Here is a 17,632-nt window from a genome sequence, read left to right as displayed (position 1 = left end):
ACCAGCGGTCAGCCCAGTGCCTGCTCCAGATCGGCGAGCAGGTCGTCGACCGTCTCGATGCCGACAGACAGTCGCACGAGATCACCGGGAACTTCAAGCGGCGAGCCGGCGGCACTTGCGTGTGTCATCCGGCCCGGGTGCTCGATCAGGGACTCCACCCCGCCGAGGGACTCGGCGAGCACGAACAGCTTCGCCCGGTTGCAGATCTCGACGGCGTGCTCCTCGCCGCCGGCCGCCCGGAACGAGATCATGCCGCCGAACCGGCGCATCTGCTTGGCGGCCACCTCGTGCCCGGGGTGCGACGGCAGGCCCGGGTAGATCACCTGGGCCACCTTCGCGTGCCCGTCGAGGTACGCGGCGATCCGCTCGGCGTTGTCGCAGTGCCGGTCCATCCGTACGCCGAGGGTCTTGATGCCGCGCAGGGTCAGCCAGGCGTCGAACGGGCCGTTGACCGCGCCCATCGCGTTCTGGTGGTAGCGCAGCTCCTCGCCGAGCGTCCGGTCGGCGGCGACCAGCGCGCCGCCGACGACGTCGGAGTGCCCGCCGACGTACTTGGTGGTGGAGTGCACCACCACGTCCGCGCCGAACGCGATCGGCTGCTGGAGGTACGGGGAGGCGAACGTGTTGTCGACCACCAGCAGCGCGCCGGCGTCGTGGGCAACGGCGGCCAGGGCGGCGATGTCGGCGATGCCGAGCAGCGGGTTGGTCGGCGTCTCCAGCCACACGATCCGCGTCGCGCCGGGCCGGATCGCGGCCCGCACGGCGTCGACGTCGGAGACCTTCGCCGGGGTGTACGCCAGCCCCCACCGCTCGGCGACCCTGGCGAACAGCCGGTACGTGCCGCCGTACGCGTCGTCGGGGATGACCACGTGGTCGCCCGGCTTGCAGACGGTGCGCAGCAGGGCGTCCTCGGCGGCCAGGCCGCTGGCGAAGGCCAGCCCGACCGGCCCGCCCTCCAGCGCGGCGAGGCACTCCTGGAGGGCGTCGCGGGTCGGGTTGCCGGAGCGGCTGTACTCGTAGCCCTGCCGGGGCGCGCCGACGGCGTCCTGGGCGTACGTGCTGGTCTGGTAGATCGGTGGGATCACCGCGCCGGTGCGGGCCTCCGGGTCCTGGCCGGCGTGGATCGCGAGCGTATCGAAGCCGTGGTTCATGCCGCAGACGTTAGCCGGTGGGAAGGAGGGGCCCCTTGTTAACGCCTACGGTAGAGAAGGGTTCCCCGCTCACCGCCTCCCTGGCCGGCCGCGCCTTCGTGAGGTTGTCCGACCGGTGTTCCACACTTGACGGGTGACCTCGACCCTGCCGCTGCCCTCTCGCCTGGTCGGCGCAGCAGACCGGATCCCGCCCTCCCTGGGGCTGCTAACAGGCCCCGAGCACGGGCGGGTCAGCCTTCCGGTGCGGCTGGCCTGGTCCGGTCCGGCCGACTTCGACGTCAGCGACCCTCGTGAGCGTTTGACGCTCTACTGCCTGTTGCTCGACTGCGGCCAGCGGGACGACCTGATCCGGTACGTCAACGCCACTCTGCTCCGACACGACTGGCCCCGCATCCGCCGGTTGACCGCTCGACGCCTGGTCGCTCTCTGGGAACGCCGGCTGCCCGGCCTCGCCGCCCTCTGATGGAGGAACTGCACCGCCAGTTGCTCAGAATCGGTTTCGACGCTGGCGACGATCTCGGCCTGGTATTGGCAGGTGGGTACGCCATGTGCGCGCATGAGCTGGTGAGCCGGCCGTCACAGGACATCGATTTCGCCACCGCCTCGACGCTGCCGCTTTCGACCGTGGTGAGCCGGCTGGCCGATGCCTATCGGCATGCTGGCTTCTCTGCCCAGGCCATCGAGGTCAGTCCACGGATGGCCCGGATGCTCGTATCGGACGGCACGGCGTCGTGCGAGGTGGACCTCCTCAAGGAGGCGCTCGGACCGCCAGCCCGGCTGAGCATCGGCCCCGTTCTCGCCTTCGAGGAACGAGTGGGACACCTATCTCGATCGGTGGTGACGTGTCCGGGGCAACGTGCGGCGCGGAACCGCGGTTCCGGTGCGGCCGGGCGCGGGGCTAGCCTGGCCGGGTGGGCGGGTGTGTGTTCTGCGGGATCGTGGCCGGCGACGTCCCGGCGTTCCGGGTCGTAGACACCCCGGATGGGGCGGCGTTCCTCGACACCCGGCCCGTGTTCAAGGGTCACGTGCTGGTGGTGCCGCGCGCCCACCTGGTCACCCTGGCCGACCTCCCGGCGGGCGACCTGCCCGGCTACTTCGGGCTGGTGCAGCGGCTCGCCGTGGCCGTCGAGGCGGGGCTGGGGGCCGGCGGCACGTTCGTGGCGATGAACAACAAGGTGTCCCAGTCGGTGCCGCACCTGCACACCCACGTCGTGCCGAGGACGAAGGGCGACGGCCTGCGCGGGTTCTTCTGGCCGCGCACCCGCTACGCCGACGACGCCGAGGCCGGGGCGTACGCCGCCCGGGTCGCCGCCGCCCTGACCTGAGGCCCCCGCCCGCCGGGCGTCGGCTACCCCCGCCCGTCGGGCGTCGGTTACCCGCTGCCGGGGCGGGTAAGGAACCGGGGCCCGGCGGTGTTGCACGCGGGGAGAGGTACGAGAGGAGTTCCACCGTGTTCCTTCGTCGCATGCCCGCCGAGCTGCCCACCCCCGACCGGGCCCTGCCCGGCCGCCCGATCGCGATGCCGGTCGGCGACCGGCATGAGGTGCTCGGCTCCTCGCTGAAGGGGCCGTTCCCGGCCGGCGCGCAGGTCGCCGTGTTCGGGATGGGCTGTTTCTGGGGCGCCGAGCGGCTGTTCTGGACCCTGCCCGGCGTGCTCACCACCTCCGTCGGCTACGCGGGCGGGATCACCCCCAACCCGACGTACGAGGAGGTCTGCTCGGGCATGACCGGGCACACCGAGGTCGTCCAGGTCGTCTACGACCCCACCGTGATCAGCTACGAGGACCTGCTGAAGGTGTTCTGGGAGAACCACGACCCGACCCAGGGCATGCGCCAGGGCAACGACGTGGGCACCCAGTACCGGTCGGCGATCTACGCCAGCACCGACGAGCAGCTCGCCACCGCCACCGCGTCGCGGGACGCGTTCGCGCCGATCGTGGCGCGGGCCGGCAAGGGCGAGATCACCACGGAGATCGACCGGCTCGGCGACTACTTCTTCGCCGAGGACTACCACCAGCAGTACTTGGCACCGACGAAGAACCCGAACGGGTACTGCAACCACGGGCCGAACGGGCTGAGCTGCCCGGTGGGCGTGGCCCGCACCGCCAGCTGACCCCACCGACCGAGCGCGCGGCGGCCCGGACGCGTGTCGCGTCCGGGCCGCCGCCCGTCAGGCGGGGCGGAGCACGACGGTCCAGGTGGTCGTGGTGGTGCTGGCCGCCGCGGCGGTCGCGCCGAGGCCGCCGTACGCGCCGGTGGGCACCGACGCGCCCGAGTCGGCGAGCAGCCCGGTGACCCGTCCCCCGCCGGTCTGCGAGCCGTTGCTGCGCACCTGCACCCCGGGCGGCGGGGTCAGCGCGGTCGAGGTGGCGTCGCCGTGCAGCCAGTACGACACGGCCCACCCGCGCTCGGCGGCGACCGGGGCGGTCGGGGTGACCCGGGTGGCGGAGCTGGCCGGGTCGGCGGCGCTGGCGAAGGCGGCCACCGGGGCGACCGGGTCCGTGCCCCGGTAGGCGGCCAGCACCAGGTTCCCCTTCGACTGCTTGCCGAGGGCGACCCGCAGGGTCGTCCCGGCGTCACCGGCGGCGGCGATCTTCCACCAGGCGGTCGTGGTGGCGTAGCCGCCGTCGAGGCGCTCCAGGCGCGTCCAGCCGGTGACCCCGGTGGGCTCCCCGGTGTCGGCGTGGGTGTTCTGGCTGAGGAACAGCAGCAGGGTGTCGCCCGGCTGGACTCCGGCGGGCACGACGACGGAGTGGTTGGTGACGTTCGCGTTGGCGGTGGCCTGCCCGACGTACGAGATCAGTTCCGGCAGCGGCGCGACGGTGACGTCCCGGGTGGCGGTGCCGGTGGCCCCCCGGTCGTCGGTGACGGCGACCGTGACGCGGTAGGTGCCGGCCTGCGCGTACGTGTGGGTGGTGGTAGGGACGCTCACGGTGCCGGCGGTCGCGCCGTCGCCGAAGGTCCAGGCGTGGTCCTGGACCGCGCCGTCGGCGTCGGTGGAGCCGGCGGCGGAGAACGCGCACACCAGCCCGGAGCAGGAGACGGCGAGGTCGGCTCTCGGCGGGGTGTTGGCCGCGCCGCCGGCGCCCTTGACGAGCCGGATCCAGTCGATGTCCCCGGCGAAGTAGTCGCAGGTGACGTTCACGCCGTCGCAGGAGCTCTTGCCGCCGATCGAGAGCTGCCAGTTGTTGGTGATCGTCCCGGTGGGGCCGGTGAGCCGGCTGGTGCGGACGCCGTCGACGTACATCTCGACGTAGCTGGCGGTGCGGTTGCAGGTGACGGTGTGCCACCGCCCGTCGGAGATGGACGTGCCGGTGTAGCCGGTGCGCGTCGCCCCGTCGCCGCCCCGGAACATGCACCGGGGCTTGCCCTCGGGCGCCTCGAACTTCCAGTAGCCGCCGGCCGTGCCGCCCTGCCCCTTCTGCATGATGTTGCCGAAGGACTTCGTGGTGCGGTAGCGGATCGAGAACGAGAAGTCGCCGGCCTCGGGGTTGAAGTCGTTGCTCGCCGGCACCAGGTCCACGTGCCCCGGCACGTACTCCTTGTCGGCGGGGTTGTGGTAGGCGAAGCGGTGGGCGGTGGCGCCGTCGTAGCGCGTCCCGGCCACCACCTCGTCGCCGACGCGGCCGTGCCGGCCGTTGCCGCTGCTGTCGGTGAGCACGGTGCCGCCGGCCGCCTCGTCCATGCTCCAGAAGGCCACGGTGCGGGTGGCGACGGCCTGCGCCGGGGAGACCCCGGCCAGCACGCCGGCCGCCGCGACCACCGCCGCCAGCGCCAGCCGGCCGACGGTACGCACGCCGCGTCCGGTCCGCACGCCTGTCCGTCGCGTCGCGCGCATGGTCATCGCCTCCTCGTGGGCCCGACCTCACCCTGGCACGACGTCGTTCGGCGCTGAATGCCCCGTCCGGGGGACAACGGGTCACCGGCGGCGGGCGGGGCGCGGCCGTCCGGCCGGGTACGGTCGGCCGTGGGCCCGGCGGCGTCGCACCGATGCGGGGTTTCTCACAACCGGCCGGGCAGGTCGGGCGGGCAGGTGAGCGCGGCGGCGGCGGGTCCGCGCGGAGGCGTCGACGGCGGCGGCCCGCCGGGGCGTGACGGCGCGCATCTTAGCAAGCACGTAACGCCGACGACATCATCTCAACAGGCGAGCGGGGCTCACCTCTGGCAGCATTGTCTGGCATGTGCGGACTGGCTGGGGAGTTCCGCCGTGACGGCTCGCGGGCCGACGTCGCGGCGGTGGAACGCATGGCGGCCACGATGAGCGACCGGGGGCCCGACGACAGCGGCGTGTGGTCCCAGGGGGCGACCGCTCTCGGCCACCGCCGCCTCAAGATCATCGACCTGTCGGCGGCGAGCGGGCAGCCGCTGGTCGACCCGGCGTCGGGGCTGACGGGCGTCTTCAACGGCTGCGTCTACAACTACCGCGAGCTGCGCGAGGAGTTGCAGGCCAGGGGGCACCGCTTCTTCTCCTCCGGCGACAGCGAGGTGGTCGTCAAGGCGTACGCCGAGTGGGGGCTCGACTTCGTCGACCACCTGGTCGGGATGTTCGCCGTGGCGATCAGCGAGCGGGACACCGGCCGCCTCGTGCTGGCCCGCGACCGGCTCGGCATCAAGCCGCTCTACGTGGCCGAGTCCCCGGGCGTGGTGCGCTTCGCCAGCACCCTGCCCGCGCTGCTGGCCGGCGGCGGCGTCGACACCGCCATCGACCCGGTGGCGCTGGCCCACTACCTGAGCTTCCACAGCATCGTGCCGCCGCCGCGCACCATCCTGCGCGGGGTCGCCAAGCTGCCCCCGGCCACCGTCCGGGTCTACGAGGCCGACGGCACCACCCACGAGCGGGTCTACTGGGACCCGGCGTTCACCCGGCGTGCGGAGCGGGCCGGGTGGTCCGCCCGCGACTGGGAGGACGCCCTGCTGGAGTCGCTGACCACGGCGGTGCGCCGCCGGATGGTCGCCGACGTGCCGGTCGGCGTGCTGCTCTCCGGCGGGCTGGACTCCAGCCTGGTCGTCGCCCTGCTCGCCGAGCAGGGCCAGCGCGGGCTGGCCACGTTCTCCATCGGCTTCGACGCCGTCGGCGGCCGCTCCGGCGACGAGTTCGTCTACTCCGACATCGTGGCGAAGACCTTCGACACCGACCACCACCAGATCCGGGTGGCCGCCCGGGACCTGCTGCCCCCGCTGGAGGCGGCGGTGGCGGCGATGAGCGAGCCGATGGTCAGCCACGACTGCGTGGCGTTCTGGCTGCTCAGCCAGGAGGTGTCCCGGCACGTCAAGGTGGTCCAGTCCGGCCAGGGCGCGGACGAGATCCTGGGCGGCTACCACTGGTACCCGCCGCTGGCCGGCGTCGACCGGGAGCGGGCCGTCGAGACGTACGCGAAGGCGTTCCTCGACCGGGACGCGGCCGGGCTGGCCCGGGTGCTGGACCCGGCGTGGCTGGCCGACGGCGACCCGGCGCGGGAGTTCGTGGCCGCCCACCTGGCCCGGCCCGGCGCGCAGACCGCCGTCGACGCGGGCCTGCGGATCGACACCCAGATCATGCTGACCGACGACCCGGTGAAGCGGGTCGACAACATGACCATGGCGCACGGGCTGGAGGCCCGGGTGCCGTTCCTCGACCACGAGTTCGTGGAGCTCGCCGCGACCTGCCCGCCGGAGCTGAAGCTGGCCCAGGGCGGCAAGGGCGTGCTGAAGGAGATCGGCCGCCGGGTCCTGCCGCACGAGGTCATCGACCGGCCGAAGGGTTACTTCCCCGTGCCGGGCCTCACCCACCTGGAGGGCAAGCTCCTCGACCGGGTACGCGACGCGCTGCACGCGCCCGCCGCCCGCCACCGCAACCTGTTCCGCACCGAGTACGTCGACGCGCTGCTGGCCGACCCGAACGCCGAACTCACCCCGTTGAACGGAAACAAGCTGTGGCAGCTGGGACTCCTGGAAATGTGGCTCCAGAGCCACGGAATCGACTGACCGTGAGCGACACCCTGGCGACCGGGACGGCGCGCACCGACCGGGAGCGGGTGCTGGGCCGCCGCCGCGAACGGGTGGGGCCGGGCGGTGACCCGGTGGCGCCCGCCCCGGCCCGGCCGGACGCCCCGGACGGGCCGGCCGAGGGGGAACAGCCGGCCGGCGGCGGCGTGGTGCTCGACTGCGGCTGGGGGCGGCTGGTGTTCGGCCAGACGTTCACCGAGCAGGCCGCCGTGGCGGCGGTGCTGCGCTCGGAGGCGGCCGGGGCGCGGGACATCTGCATCTACCTGCGCGACCCGCACGTGCTGGTGTCCCGGCTGCCCGACGAGCTGTTCATCGACCCGTCGCTGACGTACCGGCTGCGGCTGCCCGCGCCGCCGGCCGCCGCCGACGAGCGCGACGGGCTGCCCGGGCTGCGGATCCGGACGCTGCGCGACGCGGACGACGCCGACGCGGTGAACCGGATCTACGCCCGCAACGGCATGGTCACCGCCCCGGTCGACGTGCTCGTCGACAACGCCCGCACCGACCGGTTCCTGCACCTGGTAGCCGAGGACGCCACCGGGGACGTGGTCGGCACGATCACCGGCGTGGACCACGTCGCGGTCTTCGCCGACCCGGACAACGGGGCGAGCCTGTGGTGCCTCACCGTCGACTTCAACACCGCGCCGCCCGGCACCGGCCAGGCGCTGCTGACGGAGCTGGCGGCCCGGCTCACCGCGCGCGGGCGGGCGTTCGTCGACCTGTCGGTGCTGGCCGAGAACACCGGGGCGATCCGGCTGTACGAGCGGCTCGGCTTCTACCGCACGGCGACGCTCTGTGTGAAGCGGAAGAACCCGATCAACGAGCGGCTGTTCCTGCCGGCCGCCCCGAAGGGATACGACCGGCTCAACCCGTACGCGAAGATCGTCGCGGACGAGGCGATGCGCCGGGGCATCCGGGTGGAGGTCACCGACCCGGAGTGGGGCGAGCTGCGGCTGAGCAACGGCGGCCGGACGATCGTCACCCGCGAGTCGCTGTCCGAGCTGACCTCGGCGGTGGCGATGAGCCGCTGCGACGACAAGCGGGTCACCCGGCGCATCCTCACCGAGGCGGGCCTGTCGGTGCCGGCCGGGCGCACCGCGACCGGCGACGACGCCGACGTCGAGTTCCTGGCCGAGGTGGGCCGGGTGGTGGTGAAGCCGGCGCGCGGCGAGCAGGGCAACGGCATCACCGTCGGCGTACGCACGCCGGAGGCGCTGACCGCCGCCGTGGCGCTGGCCCGCGGCTTCTGCCCGGACGTGCTGATCGAGCAGATGCGCGACGGCGAGGACCTGCGGGTGATCGTCATCGACCACGAGGTGGTGGCCGCCGCCGTCCGGCGGCCCGCCCAGGTCACCGGCGACGGGGTGCACGACGTCGCCGAGCTGATCGAGCGGCAGAGCCGCCGCCGGGCCGCCGCCACCGGGGGCGAGTCGCGCATCCCCGTCGACGACATGACCCGGGAGGTCGTCGCCGAGGCCGGCTACGAGCTGAGCGACGTGCTGCCCGAGGGGACGGTGCTGGCCGTGCGCCGCACCGCGAACCTGCACACCGGCGGGACGATCCACGACGTGACGGGCGAGCTGCACCCGGCGATCGCCGAGGCGTGCGTGGCGGCCAGCCGGGCGCTGGACATCCCGGTGACCGGGCTGGATCTGCTGGTCAGCGCCCCGGACGGCCCGGAGCACGTGTTCATCGAGGCGAACGAGCGGCCCGGCCTGGCCAACCACGAGCCGCAGCCGACCGCCGAACGCTTCGTCGACCTCCTCTTTCCCGGCACGCGGGCACCGCAACGCCTCTGGACACCGGCGGGTGCGGCAAGCTCTCAGGCATGACCGCACGCAAACCCGTCCCGCTGAAGATCGACCTGGACTACCTCCGCCAGGTGCTGGTGGAGCTGCTGGAGATCCCGAGCCCGTCGGGGCGCACCGACCACGTGCAGCAGTACGTGGGCGAGCGCCTCTCCGCGCTCGGGATCTCCTCCACGCTGACCCGGCGCGGCGCGCTCAGCGCCTGCCTGCCGGGGCCCCGCCAGACCGGGGCGGACCGGGCGGTCGTGGTGCACACCGACACCATCGGCGGGATGGTGAAGCGGCTCAAGGAGAACGGCCGGCTGGAGCTGATGCAGGTCGGCACGCACAGCGCCCGGTTCGCCGAGGGCGCGCACGTGCGGATCTTCACCGACGACCTGGACCGGGTGATCAGCGGCCAGGTGCTGCCGCTGAAGGCCAGCGGGCACCGCTACAACGAGGCCGTCGACCTCCAGGGGGTCGGCTGGGAGCAGGTCGAGGTGCGGGTCGACGAGCCCGTGGCCGACGAGGCCGGGCTGCGGGCGCTGGGCATCGACGTCGGGGACTTCGTGGCGTTCCTGCCGAACCCGACGATCACCCCGAGCGGGTACGTCAAGTCCCGGCACCTGGACGACAAGGCCGGGGTCGCGGCGGTGCTGACCGCGTTCAAGGCGATGGTCGACGCGGGCGTCACCCCGGCGGTGACCGCGCACCTGCTGGTGACGGTCACCGAGGAGATCGGGCACGGGGCGAGCCACGGCCTCGACCCGGACGTCGCCGAGATCGTCTCCGTGGACGCCGCGGTGGTCGCCCCCGGGCAGCAGTCCCGGGAGGACGCCGCCACCCTGGCCATGGGCGACGGGGTGGGCCCGTTCGACTACCACCTGACCCGCAACCTCGCCGCGATCGCCCGCGAGCACGGGGTGGACCTGGTCCGCGACGTCTTCGAGTTCTACCGCTCGGACGTGGCGGCGGCGGTGGAGGCGGGCGCGCACGCCCGGGTGGCGCTGCTCGGCTTCGGGGTGGACGCCACCCACGGCCACGAGCGCACCCACCTCGACGGGCTGGGTCACCTCACCCAGCTGCTCTGCCTCTATCTCCAGAGCGAGCTGGTGTTCCCCGAGTGGGACGCCGAGCCGGAGGGCGACCTGGCCGACTTCCCGTCGCTGGCGGTGCAGCCGGCCAGCGAGGAGGGGCCACGCGAGGGCCCGATCGGCATCGCCGACTGACCGCTGCGGCCGCACCGGCCGCCCCGTCGGGCGGCCGGCGCGGCCGGGTCACCGGGCGCGGCGCTCCGCGGCGTCGAGGAGCGCGATCAGCGCCTCGGTCGTCCGCAGCACCGCGTCCCGGGCGGCCGGGTCGCGGGTGATCGACTTCTCCGCCCGGTCGGCCAACTGCTCCAGCAGCGCGCCCGCGCGGGCCGTGTTGCCGGCGGTGCCGGCCTGCTCGGCCCGCCGGAGCCGGTCCTCCAGGCGGGCCGCCGCGTACTCGCTGATCCGGCCGGCGGCCACGTACTCGCCGATCAGGTCACGCAGGTCCGAGTACCAGGCGGGGTCGCGGGTGAACGACCGGGGCAGGTGCCCGGCGTCGGCGGCGAGCAGCGTCGCGGCGACGCTGGCGTCGACGTACGACCGGACGGTCGGGTAGAGCGTGGCGAGCTGCGCGTCGGTCAGCGGCACCGAACTGCCGTCGAGGAAACAGAAGCCGGGCCCGCTGTTGCTGCCGCTGTTGATCCGCAGCGGCACCTCGTGCTGGGCGAGCCGGATGCCGCCGAGGGCGAGCCCGAGGTCGTCCCGGGCGACGGCCGGCGGCGTCGTGCCGGTCATGTCGATCCGGGGCGCGGCCGGCGGAGCGACGCCGTGGGCGACCCAGGCGACGGTGTGGTCGTACACCGCGTTCTGCACCATGTGCTGCGGCACCCGCGACAGGGAGGGCAGCGTGCAGGTCTGCGGCTCGCCCGGGTAGCCACCCGGGTAGCTGCCGATGTCCCGCTTGCGCAGCGGACCGTAGTCGGTGATCAGCTTCCAGTCGCCGTGCGACGCGCCGGCGACCTCCCAGGACCGCAGGACCGGCGAGTCGGCCTGGGACCGCGCCGCCGCGGGCAGGATGCCGCTGGCGACGTCCCCTTCGGAGTTGAGCCGGAACACCGGGGTCGCGAGGTCGGTGCGCAGCACCCCGCCGCCGCCGTGCAGGACGACCGCGTCGAGCACGTTCGCCGAGCGCTGGACGCCGTTGTAGTAGTTCGCGAGCCGGCCGGCCGACTGTGAGTGACCGGTGGCGATCACGTACCGGGGGGCGGGCAGCCGGCCCAGCGGGTCGACGCCGGTCGGGTGGCGGACCGCCTTCACCGCCTGGCTGAAGACGTCGTACGAGAGGCTGTCGTCGGTGACCGTGCCGCCCACCGTGAGGTCCAGCGGACCGTAGCGGCCCGGGCTCCACGCCTTGAGCCCGGTGGCCGAGTGCAGCCCGGCCCGCTGGGCGGAGACCCCGACCCAGGCGTATCCCTCCCGGATCAGGTGCTCGTGCGACTGGAACCAGTCGACCTCCTGGTCCCACTGGTTGCTGACGTTGTTCCACTCGGCGATCACGACGCCGTTGAACTTCCCGGTGTTGGCCGGGCGGCGGACGACCAGCCGGGTGCCGTACGGCTGGTCGGCGCCGAGCACCACCGCGTCCTGGGTGCCCTGCACGGCGTAGCGGGTGGCGGTGCCGAAGAGGAAGAACTCCTCCTCGACGTACCCGGCGGCGGCAAGGTCGACGTCGGTGGCGAGGAACGGGTAGCCGTGCCGGGAGTCGCCGACCGGGGTGGTCCGGGCGATCGGGCCGGCGACCACCGGATTCGCCACGTTCGCGCCGGTGGCGGTGGACTGCCGGGGCGGGGTCGGGCCGGCCGGTCGGCCGGCCGCGGCTGCCGGGGCGACCGGTCCGGCGGTCACGGCCAACGCGCCGGCCAGACCGAACGCGATCAGTGATCGTCGGGCGGGTGTTCGGGGGGTGGTGGCGGGGAGGACGGGCACGGTTCACCTCACTGGGAAGCGCCCGAGGGGACGACCCGGGCGGGGGCGAGATGCGGCTGGTCGAAGTGTGGCTGGTCGAGATCTGCTGCTCAGACTGCGTGGAACAGACAGTAATGCCCAGTTGAGGCGAAAGATAGGCCAGACAAGCACGAACTTTCGACGATCCAGACGAAAGTCTGCCAGCTCCGCCCGCCGAGAGTTCCTCAAAAATCACTACCGGCACCCGGGATCCAGTGGGTAGCGTGGCGGTACACGGGAAAGGAGGTGGTCCAGACTTGTATAGCAATCGGACTCGTGAGGTGGCTGTCCGCTAGCCGCTGTCCTCGACAGTGAGAACCTGCCCGCCGCGAGGCGGGTGCACGATCGTCGAGACCGTGTGGCAGCGGTGCGGCGAAACCACGACAGCCACCCGACCCCCGGGGTGCCGGCCAAGTCCAGCCGGCCCGTGCGCGAGCACGGAAGCCCCGGGGGTCGCTTCATGTATCCGCCGGGGAGAGCGCCGTGTCCATGCGTGAACTGGTGGTGCTCGGGACGGCCAGCCAGACCCCGACCCGGGCGCGCAACCACAACGGGTACGTGCTGCGCTGGGACGACGAGGTGATCCTCTTCGACCCGGGCGAGGGCAGCCAGCGGCAGCTCCTGCACACCGGCGTCACCGCCACCGACCTGACCCGGATCTGCGTCACCCACTTCCACGGCGACCACTGCCTCGGGCTGCCCGGCACCATCCAGCGACTGTCGCTGGACCGGGTTCCGCGCCCGGTGGCGGTGCACTTCCCGGCCGGCGGGGCCGACTACTTCGCCCGGCTGCGGCACGCCAGCTCCTTCCACGAGACCGCCGAGCTGGCCGTCGAGCCGATCAGCGCCGACGGTCAGCGGGTCGCCCTGCGCGGCGGCGGCGTCCTGGAGGCCCGCCGGCTGCGGCACCCCATCGAGACGTACGGCTACCGGCTCGTCGAGCCGGACGGCTGCCGGATGCTGCCCCAGCGGCTGGCCGCGTACGGGATATCCGGCCCGGCCGTCGGCGAGCTGCTGCGCGCCGGCCACCTCGACGTCGGCGGGCGGCGCGTCACCCGCGACGAGGTGAGCGTGACCCGCCCCGGGCAGCGGTTCGCGTTCGTGATGGACACCGGGCTCTGCGACAACGTGTACGCCCTCGCCGAGCACGCCGACCTGCTGGTCATCGAGTCGACGTTCCTGGCGAGCGAGGCCGCGCTCGCCGCCGAGGTCGGGCACCTCACCGCCGGTCAGGCCGCTCAGGTGGCGGCCGAGTCGGGGGTACGCACGCTGGTGCTCACCCACTTCTCCCAGCGCTACGGCGACGCCCGGCGCTTCGCCGACGAGGCCCGCGAGCACTTCGCCGGTGAGCTGGTCGTCGCCGAGGACCTGACGACCGTCCCGGTGCCGCCCCGGCGGGTACCCTCGGCCGGGTGACGATCACCCTCCGCCACGCCACCGTCGACGACCTGCGTGCCGTGGGGGCGCTGCACCAGCGCTCCCGGGTGGCCGCGTACTCGTCGTTCCTGCCGGCGGAGGCCCTCGCGGACCCGACGGAGGAGGCGATGGGGTGGTACTGGGTGGAGCGGTGGACCTGGGAGCGCGACGACCACCTGATGACCGTCGCCGAGCGTGACGGCCGGCTGGTCGGCTTCAGCTACGTGGGCCCGGACGACGCGGGCGACCCGGCGACCGGGCTGCTCAACGCCATCCACCTCGAACCCGCCGAGCGGGGCCGGGGCACCGGCCGGGCGCTGATGGACGACGCGCTGGCCACCATGCGCGACCGGGGCCGGACGCGGGCGGTGCTGTGGGTGCTGGCCGGCAACGCGCCGGCCCGGCGCTTCTACGAGCGGGGCGGCTGGCGGCCCACCGGCGAGCGCCGGGAGGAGCTGATCGGCACCGCCCGCACCCCCCAGCTCCGCTACGCCCGAGAGGTGTAAGGAAGGGCCCCCTCTTAACGCATACGGTAGAGAAGGGTCCCCTTCTTACCCTGACGCCCCGGCGAGGCGAGGCGGGGCGGGGCGGGGCGCGAGGCGGGGCGGGACGGGCAGGGCGGGCGGGTGCCTCACGAGCCGTCCCCGTCGGAGTCGACCGAGAAGTTGATCACGCCGAGGTGGCCGTCGCCGTCCTCGACGACCTTCATCAGCATGCTGTCGGCGTAGATCGTGTCGTTGTCGTTGAAGGTGTCCCGCCCGGTGTGCGCCGCGTACGGCGCGGCGGCGTACACCTTGGTGTTGAGGGCCTCGTCGAACATCATCTGGGTGGTCAGCACCCGATTGTTGTCGACGTGCACCATCGCGTGGATGTGCGTGGTGCGGCCCCGGTACCAGCCCGGCCAGATGGTGGTGAACTCGACGATCCCGTCGGAGTTGGTGACCTGGGCCCCGCGCAGGTAACGCTTGTCGTCGGTGGGCGTGAGGTCGGCCGCCGACCCCTCGGAGCCGCCGCCCGGCGCCGCGCCGCCGCCGGGAGCGCCGCTCGGCGGGGTCCCTCCGCCCGGTCCGCCGCTCGGCGGGGTGCCGTCGGGAGCGCCGCTCGGCGGGGTCCCTCCACCCGGTCCGCCGCTCGGCGGGGTCCCTCCACCCGGTCCGCCGCTCGGCGGGGTCCCTCCACCCGGTCCGCCGCTCGGCGGAGCGCCGCCGCCCTGCGCGCCACCCGCGCCGGACGACTGCGCCTCCGCACCCGAGTACAGCCCTGCGGCGTCGCAGTGCCAGATCTCCACGACGGCGTTGGCCAGGGGCCCGCACTGCTCGCTGTCCTGCACCCGGATCGCCACCCGCAGCCGGGTGCCCTCCCGGTCCTCCCGGATGTCGCTGCGGATCTTGTCGGCGTCGAAGTAGTACGGGCCCTGGGTGGTGCTCGCCGTCAGCGTGCACGTGCCGGCCTCGGCGAACAGCGCGGTCAGGTCGGCGGACGTGCTGGCGGTGGCCTGCGGGGAGAGCGTCTCGCCGGTGGACGTGGTGACCGTGCCGCCGTCCCGCCCGCAGGCGGCCAGCAGGCCGGCGAGCCCGACCGAGCCGATTCCGGCGATCAGCCGGCGGCGGCTGACCCGCTGCCCTTCGTGGTGGTCGAGGTGGTGGTGCATGGGTTCCTCCCGGGTTCGGCGCTCGTCGGCTGGTCCCGACGCTAGACACGCCCGGCCGGGGCCCTCTGTGCCCCGCTTGTGGCCGGGCTGTGAATGCCCGCCCCGCCGGTCGGCCCGACAACCACCCCGGGAGGCCGGCCCGGCGACCACCCCGGAGCGTCGGACCGGCGACCGCCCCGAAAGGTCGACCACCGCCCCGGAAAGTCGGCCCGGCGGCTGATCCGACCGGCGGTTATACCGGACGCATACCGGTGGCTCGCATGCTCGCGGCAGTCCGGCCGGCACGGGCCGGAGCGAGGGAGAAGGTTGCATGCGACACCGAGCAACGAGCCGGCTGCTGGCCGGCCTGACCGTCGTCGCCGTGACGGCGGTCGGCACCGGACGGCCCGCCGCCGCCGACCCGGCCGCCGGGCCGCCACCGGCCGCCGCCACGCAGATCACGACCGCACAGCTCTCGGCAGCCGACGCCGGCCGGGTGACGACCGCCGTCGCTCCGGCGGTCGTCGCACCCCAGTCGAAGACCGGGTTGGCCGTCATGAGCCCGTGGAGCCTGCGGCCCGCCGTCGAACCGAACCTCACCGACGCGCAGCGCGTCGCGTTCGAGGACCAGATGATCAAGGACCTGGTCGAGGCCAAGGTCAAGACGGTACGCCTGGAGATCGCCGCCCCCGGCGAGACGGCCGTCGACTTCACGCTCTACCGCCGGTTGATCGACAAGCTGCCCAGCGACGTCAAGGTCATCGCGGTGCTGAACTTCGCCCTGGTCGAGGGCGGGGTCAGCAACAGCGGGGTGCCGGCGAGCGAGCCCTACCTGTACCAGTTGCAGGACTCCGTGGCGGTCAGCCAGTACCCGGAGTACGGCACCACGACGAAGTTCATGAAGGTGTGGATCGACAAGGCGCTGTCGGTGGTCACCACGTTCGGCAGCCGGCTGGCCGCCGTCGAGGTGCTCAACGAGGCCAACAAGCTGTACCACCCCGGCACCGCCGCGCACCCCGGCCCGTACGTGGTGCCGGGCGACGCGTACGGCCGGCTGATCGGAAAGTTCTACCGGTACTGCCGGCTCGCCGGCAGCAAGCCCTGCGGCAGCACGGTCAAGGTGATCACGCACGGGATGCACCCCGCGATGGACGGCGGTGACTCCGGCACCGCCAACGACGACACCAATCACCTGAGCGGGGTGCTGAGCTCCGCCTCGGTCGCCGCGTTCCGCTCGGCCAACGGCGGGGCGTGGCCGTTCGACGGGATCGGCTACCACCCGTACCCCTTCGCGATGGGGCTGAGCCTGCCCGGCGGCTACGCCAACACCGCCACGGCGACGCTGCTGGCCGGCATCAACGGCCGCCTCGACGCCGTCCGGGCGGTGCTCAACGCCGCGGGCGTGCCGCAGTCCACCTCGCTGTTCTGGCTCACCGAGGTCGGCTTCAACTCCAACGACGTGGCCGCGTCCACCCTGGAGGAGAAGGAGGCCAAACAGGGCCAGTACGTCAAGGACGTCTTCACCGCCCTGGCCAACCGCGCCGACACCGCCCAGGCGATCTGGTACCGCTACCACCAGGGCAACGCCGACGCCCCGGCGGAGAACTGGGGGCTGGTGGCGCACACCGACCGCGTCTACTCGAAGCTGCCGCCCCGCTACAAGCGGGCGTACTGCGACTTCGTCTGGGAGCGGGGGGTCGGCGCCACCGAGCACTGCCCGCGCCCGAAGGAGGTCGTCTGGCGCACCTACTTCAACAACGTGCTCTACCCGGTCAGTTACTGGGAGATGCCGCAGTACGTGGTGGACGCCGGGGCGTCGTACCCGTCGTGGCATGTCCAGCAGGACATCGGCGGGCAGGTCAAGCAGCTCAGCGGCTACTGCTCGCCGGTCGACAAGTACCTCTGCTCGACGTCGGACTACAGCCGGTTCCCGGTGCCGTCCGCCCGGGACGCCTCGGCGCGGTTCCGGGTGCGCTTCGCCGGGCTCGGCATGACCGGCCCCTGGTCGGACTGGATGTCGTACAGCCCGCTGATCGGCTCGGGGGCCGGGGTCTACGGGCCGGCCTCGGGGGCGACGCTCAACTTCAAGACCCAGTACGTCTCGTTCCCGGTGGCGGTGCCGACCCAGTGGCTGCGCAACAACCCGGGCGGCCAGCCGTTCATGCGCTTCCACCAGAGCACCGCGAACGGCGGGTGGGTCCGGCTGTGGAGCCGGCCGAGCATGCCGACCACCGGGTCCGACTACCAGGAGACCTCCGACCACGTGCTGTACGTGTTCAACCTCAGCATCACCGCCGACTCCAGCCGGTCGTTCACCGCCGGCCCGGTGCAGTTCCTGTTCGGCATCGCCCCGGCGGCCTGCAAGACCGACGTCGCACAGTGCCTGCCGACCAACACGGCCGAGACCATCACCTACTCGTTCAACCACTCCTAGCGCCGCGGTGGGCGGCGGCGGCGCGCCGCCGCCCACCCGTCGGGACACCCTCGGCATGTCGGCGGGCGGGCCTACAATCATCGACTGAGTTGATCGTCAGGATGGGCTCGCGCCGGCTGCCGTGGGGGTTCGGATACTCGTTCGCATTCTCGGCCCGGTCGAGGCGGAGCTGGCCGGCGAGCCGGTTCCGCTGG

Annotated in this window: 14 protein-coding genes; 10 read left to right on the top strand and 4 right to left on the bottom strand. The window is 73.2% G+C overall.

The genetic code is table 11. The features are described 5' to 3' along the window. Positions 1–8: 8 nt before the first annotated feature. A complete protein-coding gene (locus O7628_RS18150) occupies positions 9–1,151 on the bottom strand; it encodes a cystathionine gamma-synthase (RefSeq protein WP_278132149.1) in 1,143 nt (380 codons plus the stop codon). Positions 1,152–1,284: 133 nt separating this feature from the next. Here O7628_RS18150 and O7628_RS18145 point away from each other — a divergent pair, with 133 nt between their 5' ends. From O7628_RS18145 to msrA, 4 genes are all read left to right on the top strand, one after another. After that, positions 1,285–1,614, top strand: a complete 330-nt coding sequence (locus O7628_RS18145) for a hypothetical protein (RefSeq protein ID WP_074476639.1) — start codon at positions 1,285–1,287, stop codon at positions 1,612–1,614. Continuing rightward, a complete protein-coding gene (locus tag O7628_RS18140; protein WP_278136464.1) occupies positions 1,614–2,123 on the top strand; it encodes a hypothetical protein in 510 nt (169 codons plus the stop codon). Before O7628_RS18145 ends, O7628_RS18140 begins: the two co-directional genes overlap by 1 nt. After that, positions 2,063–2,476 (top strand): HIT family protein, encoded by a 414-nt coding sequence (locus O7628_RS18135; RefSeq protein WP_278132146.1) that lies wholly within the window; start codon positions 2,063–2,065, stop codon positions 2,474–2,476. The genes O7628_RS18140 and O7628_RS18135 overlap by 61 nt, the downstream gene beginning before the upstream one ends. A 125-nt stretch (positions 2,477–2,601) precedes the next feature. Next, on the top strand, positions 2,602–3,264 hold the full coding sequence (gene msrA, locus O7628_RS18130) for a peptide-methionine (S)-S-oxide reductase MsrA (RefSeq protein ID WP_278132144.1): 663 nt from the start codon (positions 2,602–2,604) through the stop codon (positions 3,262–3,264). A gap of 57 nt (positions 3,265–3,321) precedes the next feature. Here the strand turns inward: msrA and O7628_RS18125 are convergent, their stop codons facing one another. After that, the gene (locus O7628_RS18125) at positions 3,322–4,965 is read right to left on the bottom strand and encodes a PKD domain-containing protein (protein WP_278132143.1); all 1,644 of its coding nucleotides are present in this window, start codon (positions 4,963–4,965) and stop codon (positions 3,322–3,324) included. A gap of 365 nt (positions 4,966–5,330) precedes the next feature. Between O7628_RS18125 and O7628_RS18120 the strand changes: the two genes are divergently transcribed. From O7628_RS18120 to O7628_RS18110, 3 genes are read left to right on the top strand one after another with little or no spacing between them, the layout of a single operon-like run. Beyond that, positions 5,331–7,115: an N-acetylglutaminylglutamine amidotransferase gene (locus tag O7628_RS18120; protein ID WP_278132141.1), complete on the top strand. Its 1,785-nt coding sequence runs from the start codon at positions 5,331–5,333 to the stop codon at positions 7,113–7,115. 2 nt (positions 7,116–7,117) lie between these two features. Next, positions 7,118–8,968 (top strand): N-acetylglutaminylglutamine synthetase, encoded by a 1,851-nt coding sequence (ngg, locus tag O7628_RS18115; protein ID WP_278132140.1) that lies wholly within the window; start codon positions 7,118–7,120, stop codon positions 8,966–8,968. Next, the gene (locus O7628_RS18110) at positions 8,965–10,152 is read left to right on the top strand and encodes an osmoprotectant NAGGN system M42 family peptidase (RefSeq protein WP_278132139.1); all 1,188 of its coding nucleotides are present in this window, start codon (positions 8,965–8,967) and stop codon (positions 10,150–10,152) included. The genes ngg and O7628_RS18110 overlap by 4 nt, the downstream gene beginning before the upstream one ends. A gap of 48 nt (positions 10,153–10,200) precedes the next feature. Here O7628_RS18110 and O7628_RS18105 read toward each other — a convergent pair whose 3' ends face one another. Further along, positions 10,201–11,940: an alpha/beta hydrolase domain-containing protein gene (locus tag O7628_RS18105; RefSeq protein ID WP_278132136.1), complete on the bottom strand. Its 1,740-nt coding sequence runs from the start codon at positions 11,938–11,940 to the stop codon at positions 10,201–10,203. Between the two features lie 501 nt (positions 11,941–12,441). Here O7628_RS18105 and O7628_RS18100 point away from each other — a divergent pair. Both O7628_RS18100 and O7628_RS18095 read left to right on the top strand, forming a co-directional pair. Beyond that, complete coding sequence (locus O7628_RS18100) at positions 12,442–13,374, top strand: ribonuclease Z (protein WP_278132134.1); 933 nt, start codon at positions 12,442–12,444, stop codon at positions 13,372–13,374. Continuing rightward, complete coding sequence (locus O7628_RS18095; protein ID WP_278132132.1) at positions 13,371–13,880, top strand: GNAT family N-acetyltransferase; 510 nt, start codon at positions 13,371–13,373, stop codon at positions 13,878–13,880. The genes O7628_RS18100 and O7628_RS18095 overlap by 4 nt, the downstream gene beginning before the upstream one ends. A gap of 125 nt (positions 13,881–14,005) precedes the next feature. Here the strand turns inward: O7628_RS18095 and O7628_RS18090 are convergent, their stop codons facing one another. Beyond that, positions 14,006–15,025, bottom strand: a complete 1,020-nt coding sequence (locus tag O7628_RS18090) for a hypothetical protein (RefSeq protein WP_278132130.1) — start codon at positions 15,023–15,025, stop codon at positions 14,006–14,008. Positions 15,026–15,335: 310 nt separating this feature from the next. Between O7628_RS18090 and O7628_RS18085 the strand changes: the two genes are divergently transcribed. Further along, on the top strand, positions 15,336–17,438 hold the full coding sequence (locus tag O7628_RS18085) for a hypothetical protein (protein ID WP_278132128.1): 2,103 nt from the start codon (positions 15,336–15,338) through the stop codon (positions 17,436–17,438). The last annotated feature ends 194 nt before the right edge of the window (positions 17,439–17,632 follow it).

This window comes from Micromonospora sp. WMMD956, from assembly GCF_029626125.1.
Lineage (GTDB): Bacteria > Actinomycetota > Actinomycetes > Mycobacteriales > Micromonosporaceae > Micromonospora > Micromonospora carbonacea.
The sequence above is the reverse complement of the archived record's forward strand: the minus strand, read 5'-3'. Positions and strand labels throughout refer to the sequence as shown.

What these genes read in the sequence shown, in the direction of transcription:
- O7628_RS18085 (WP_278132128.1), top strand. Translation starts at nt 15,336, where the DNA reads ATGCGACACCGAGCAACGAGCCGGCTGCTGGCCGGCCTGACCGTCGTC.
- O7628_RS18140 (WP_278136464.1), top strand. Translation starts at nt 1,614, where the DNA reads ATGGAGGAACTGCACCGCCAGTTGCTCAGAATCGGTTTCGACGCTGGC.
- O7628_RS18150 (WP_278132149.1), bottom strand. Translation starts at nt 1,151, where the DNA reads ATGAACCACGGCTTCGATACGCTCGCGATCCACGCCGGCCAGGACCCG.
- O7628_RS18120 (WP_278132141.1), top strand. Translation starts at nt 5,331, where the DNA reads ATGTGCGGACTGGCTGGGGAGTTCCGCCGTGACGGCTCGCGGGCCGAC.
- O7628_RS18110 (WP_278132139.1), top strand. Translation starts at nt 8,965, where the DNA reads ATGACCGCACGCAAACCCGTCCCGCTGAAGATCGACCTGGACTACCTC.
- O7628_RS18090 (WP_278132130.1), bottom strand. Translation starts at nt 15,025, where the DNA reads ATGCACCACCACCTCGACCACCACGAAGGGCAGCGGGTCAGCCGCCGC.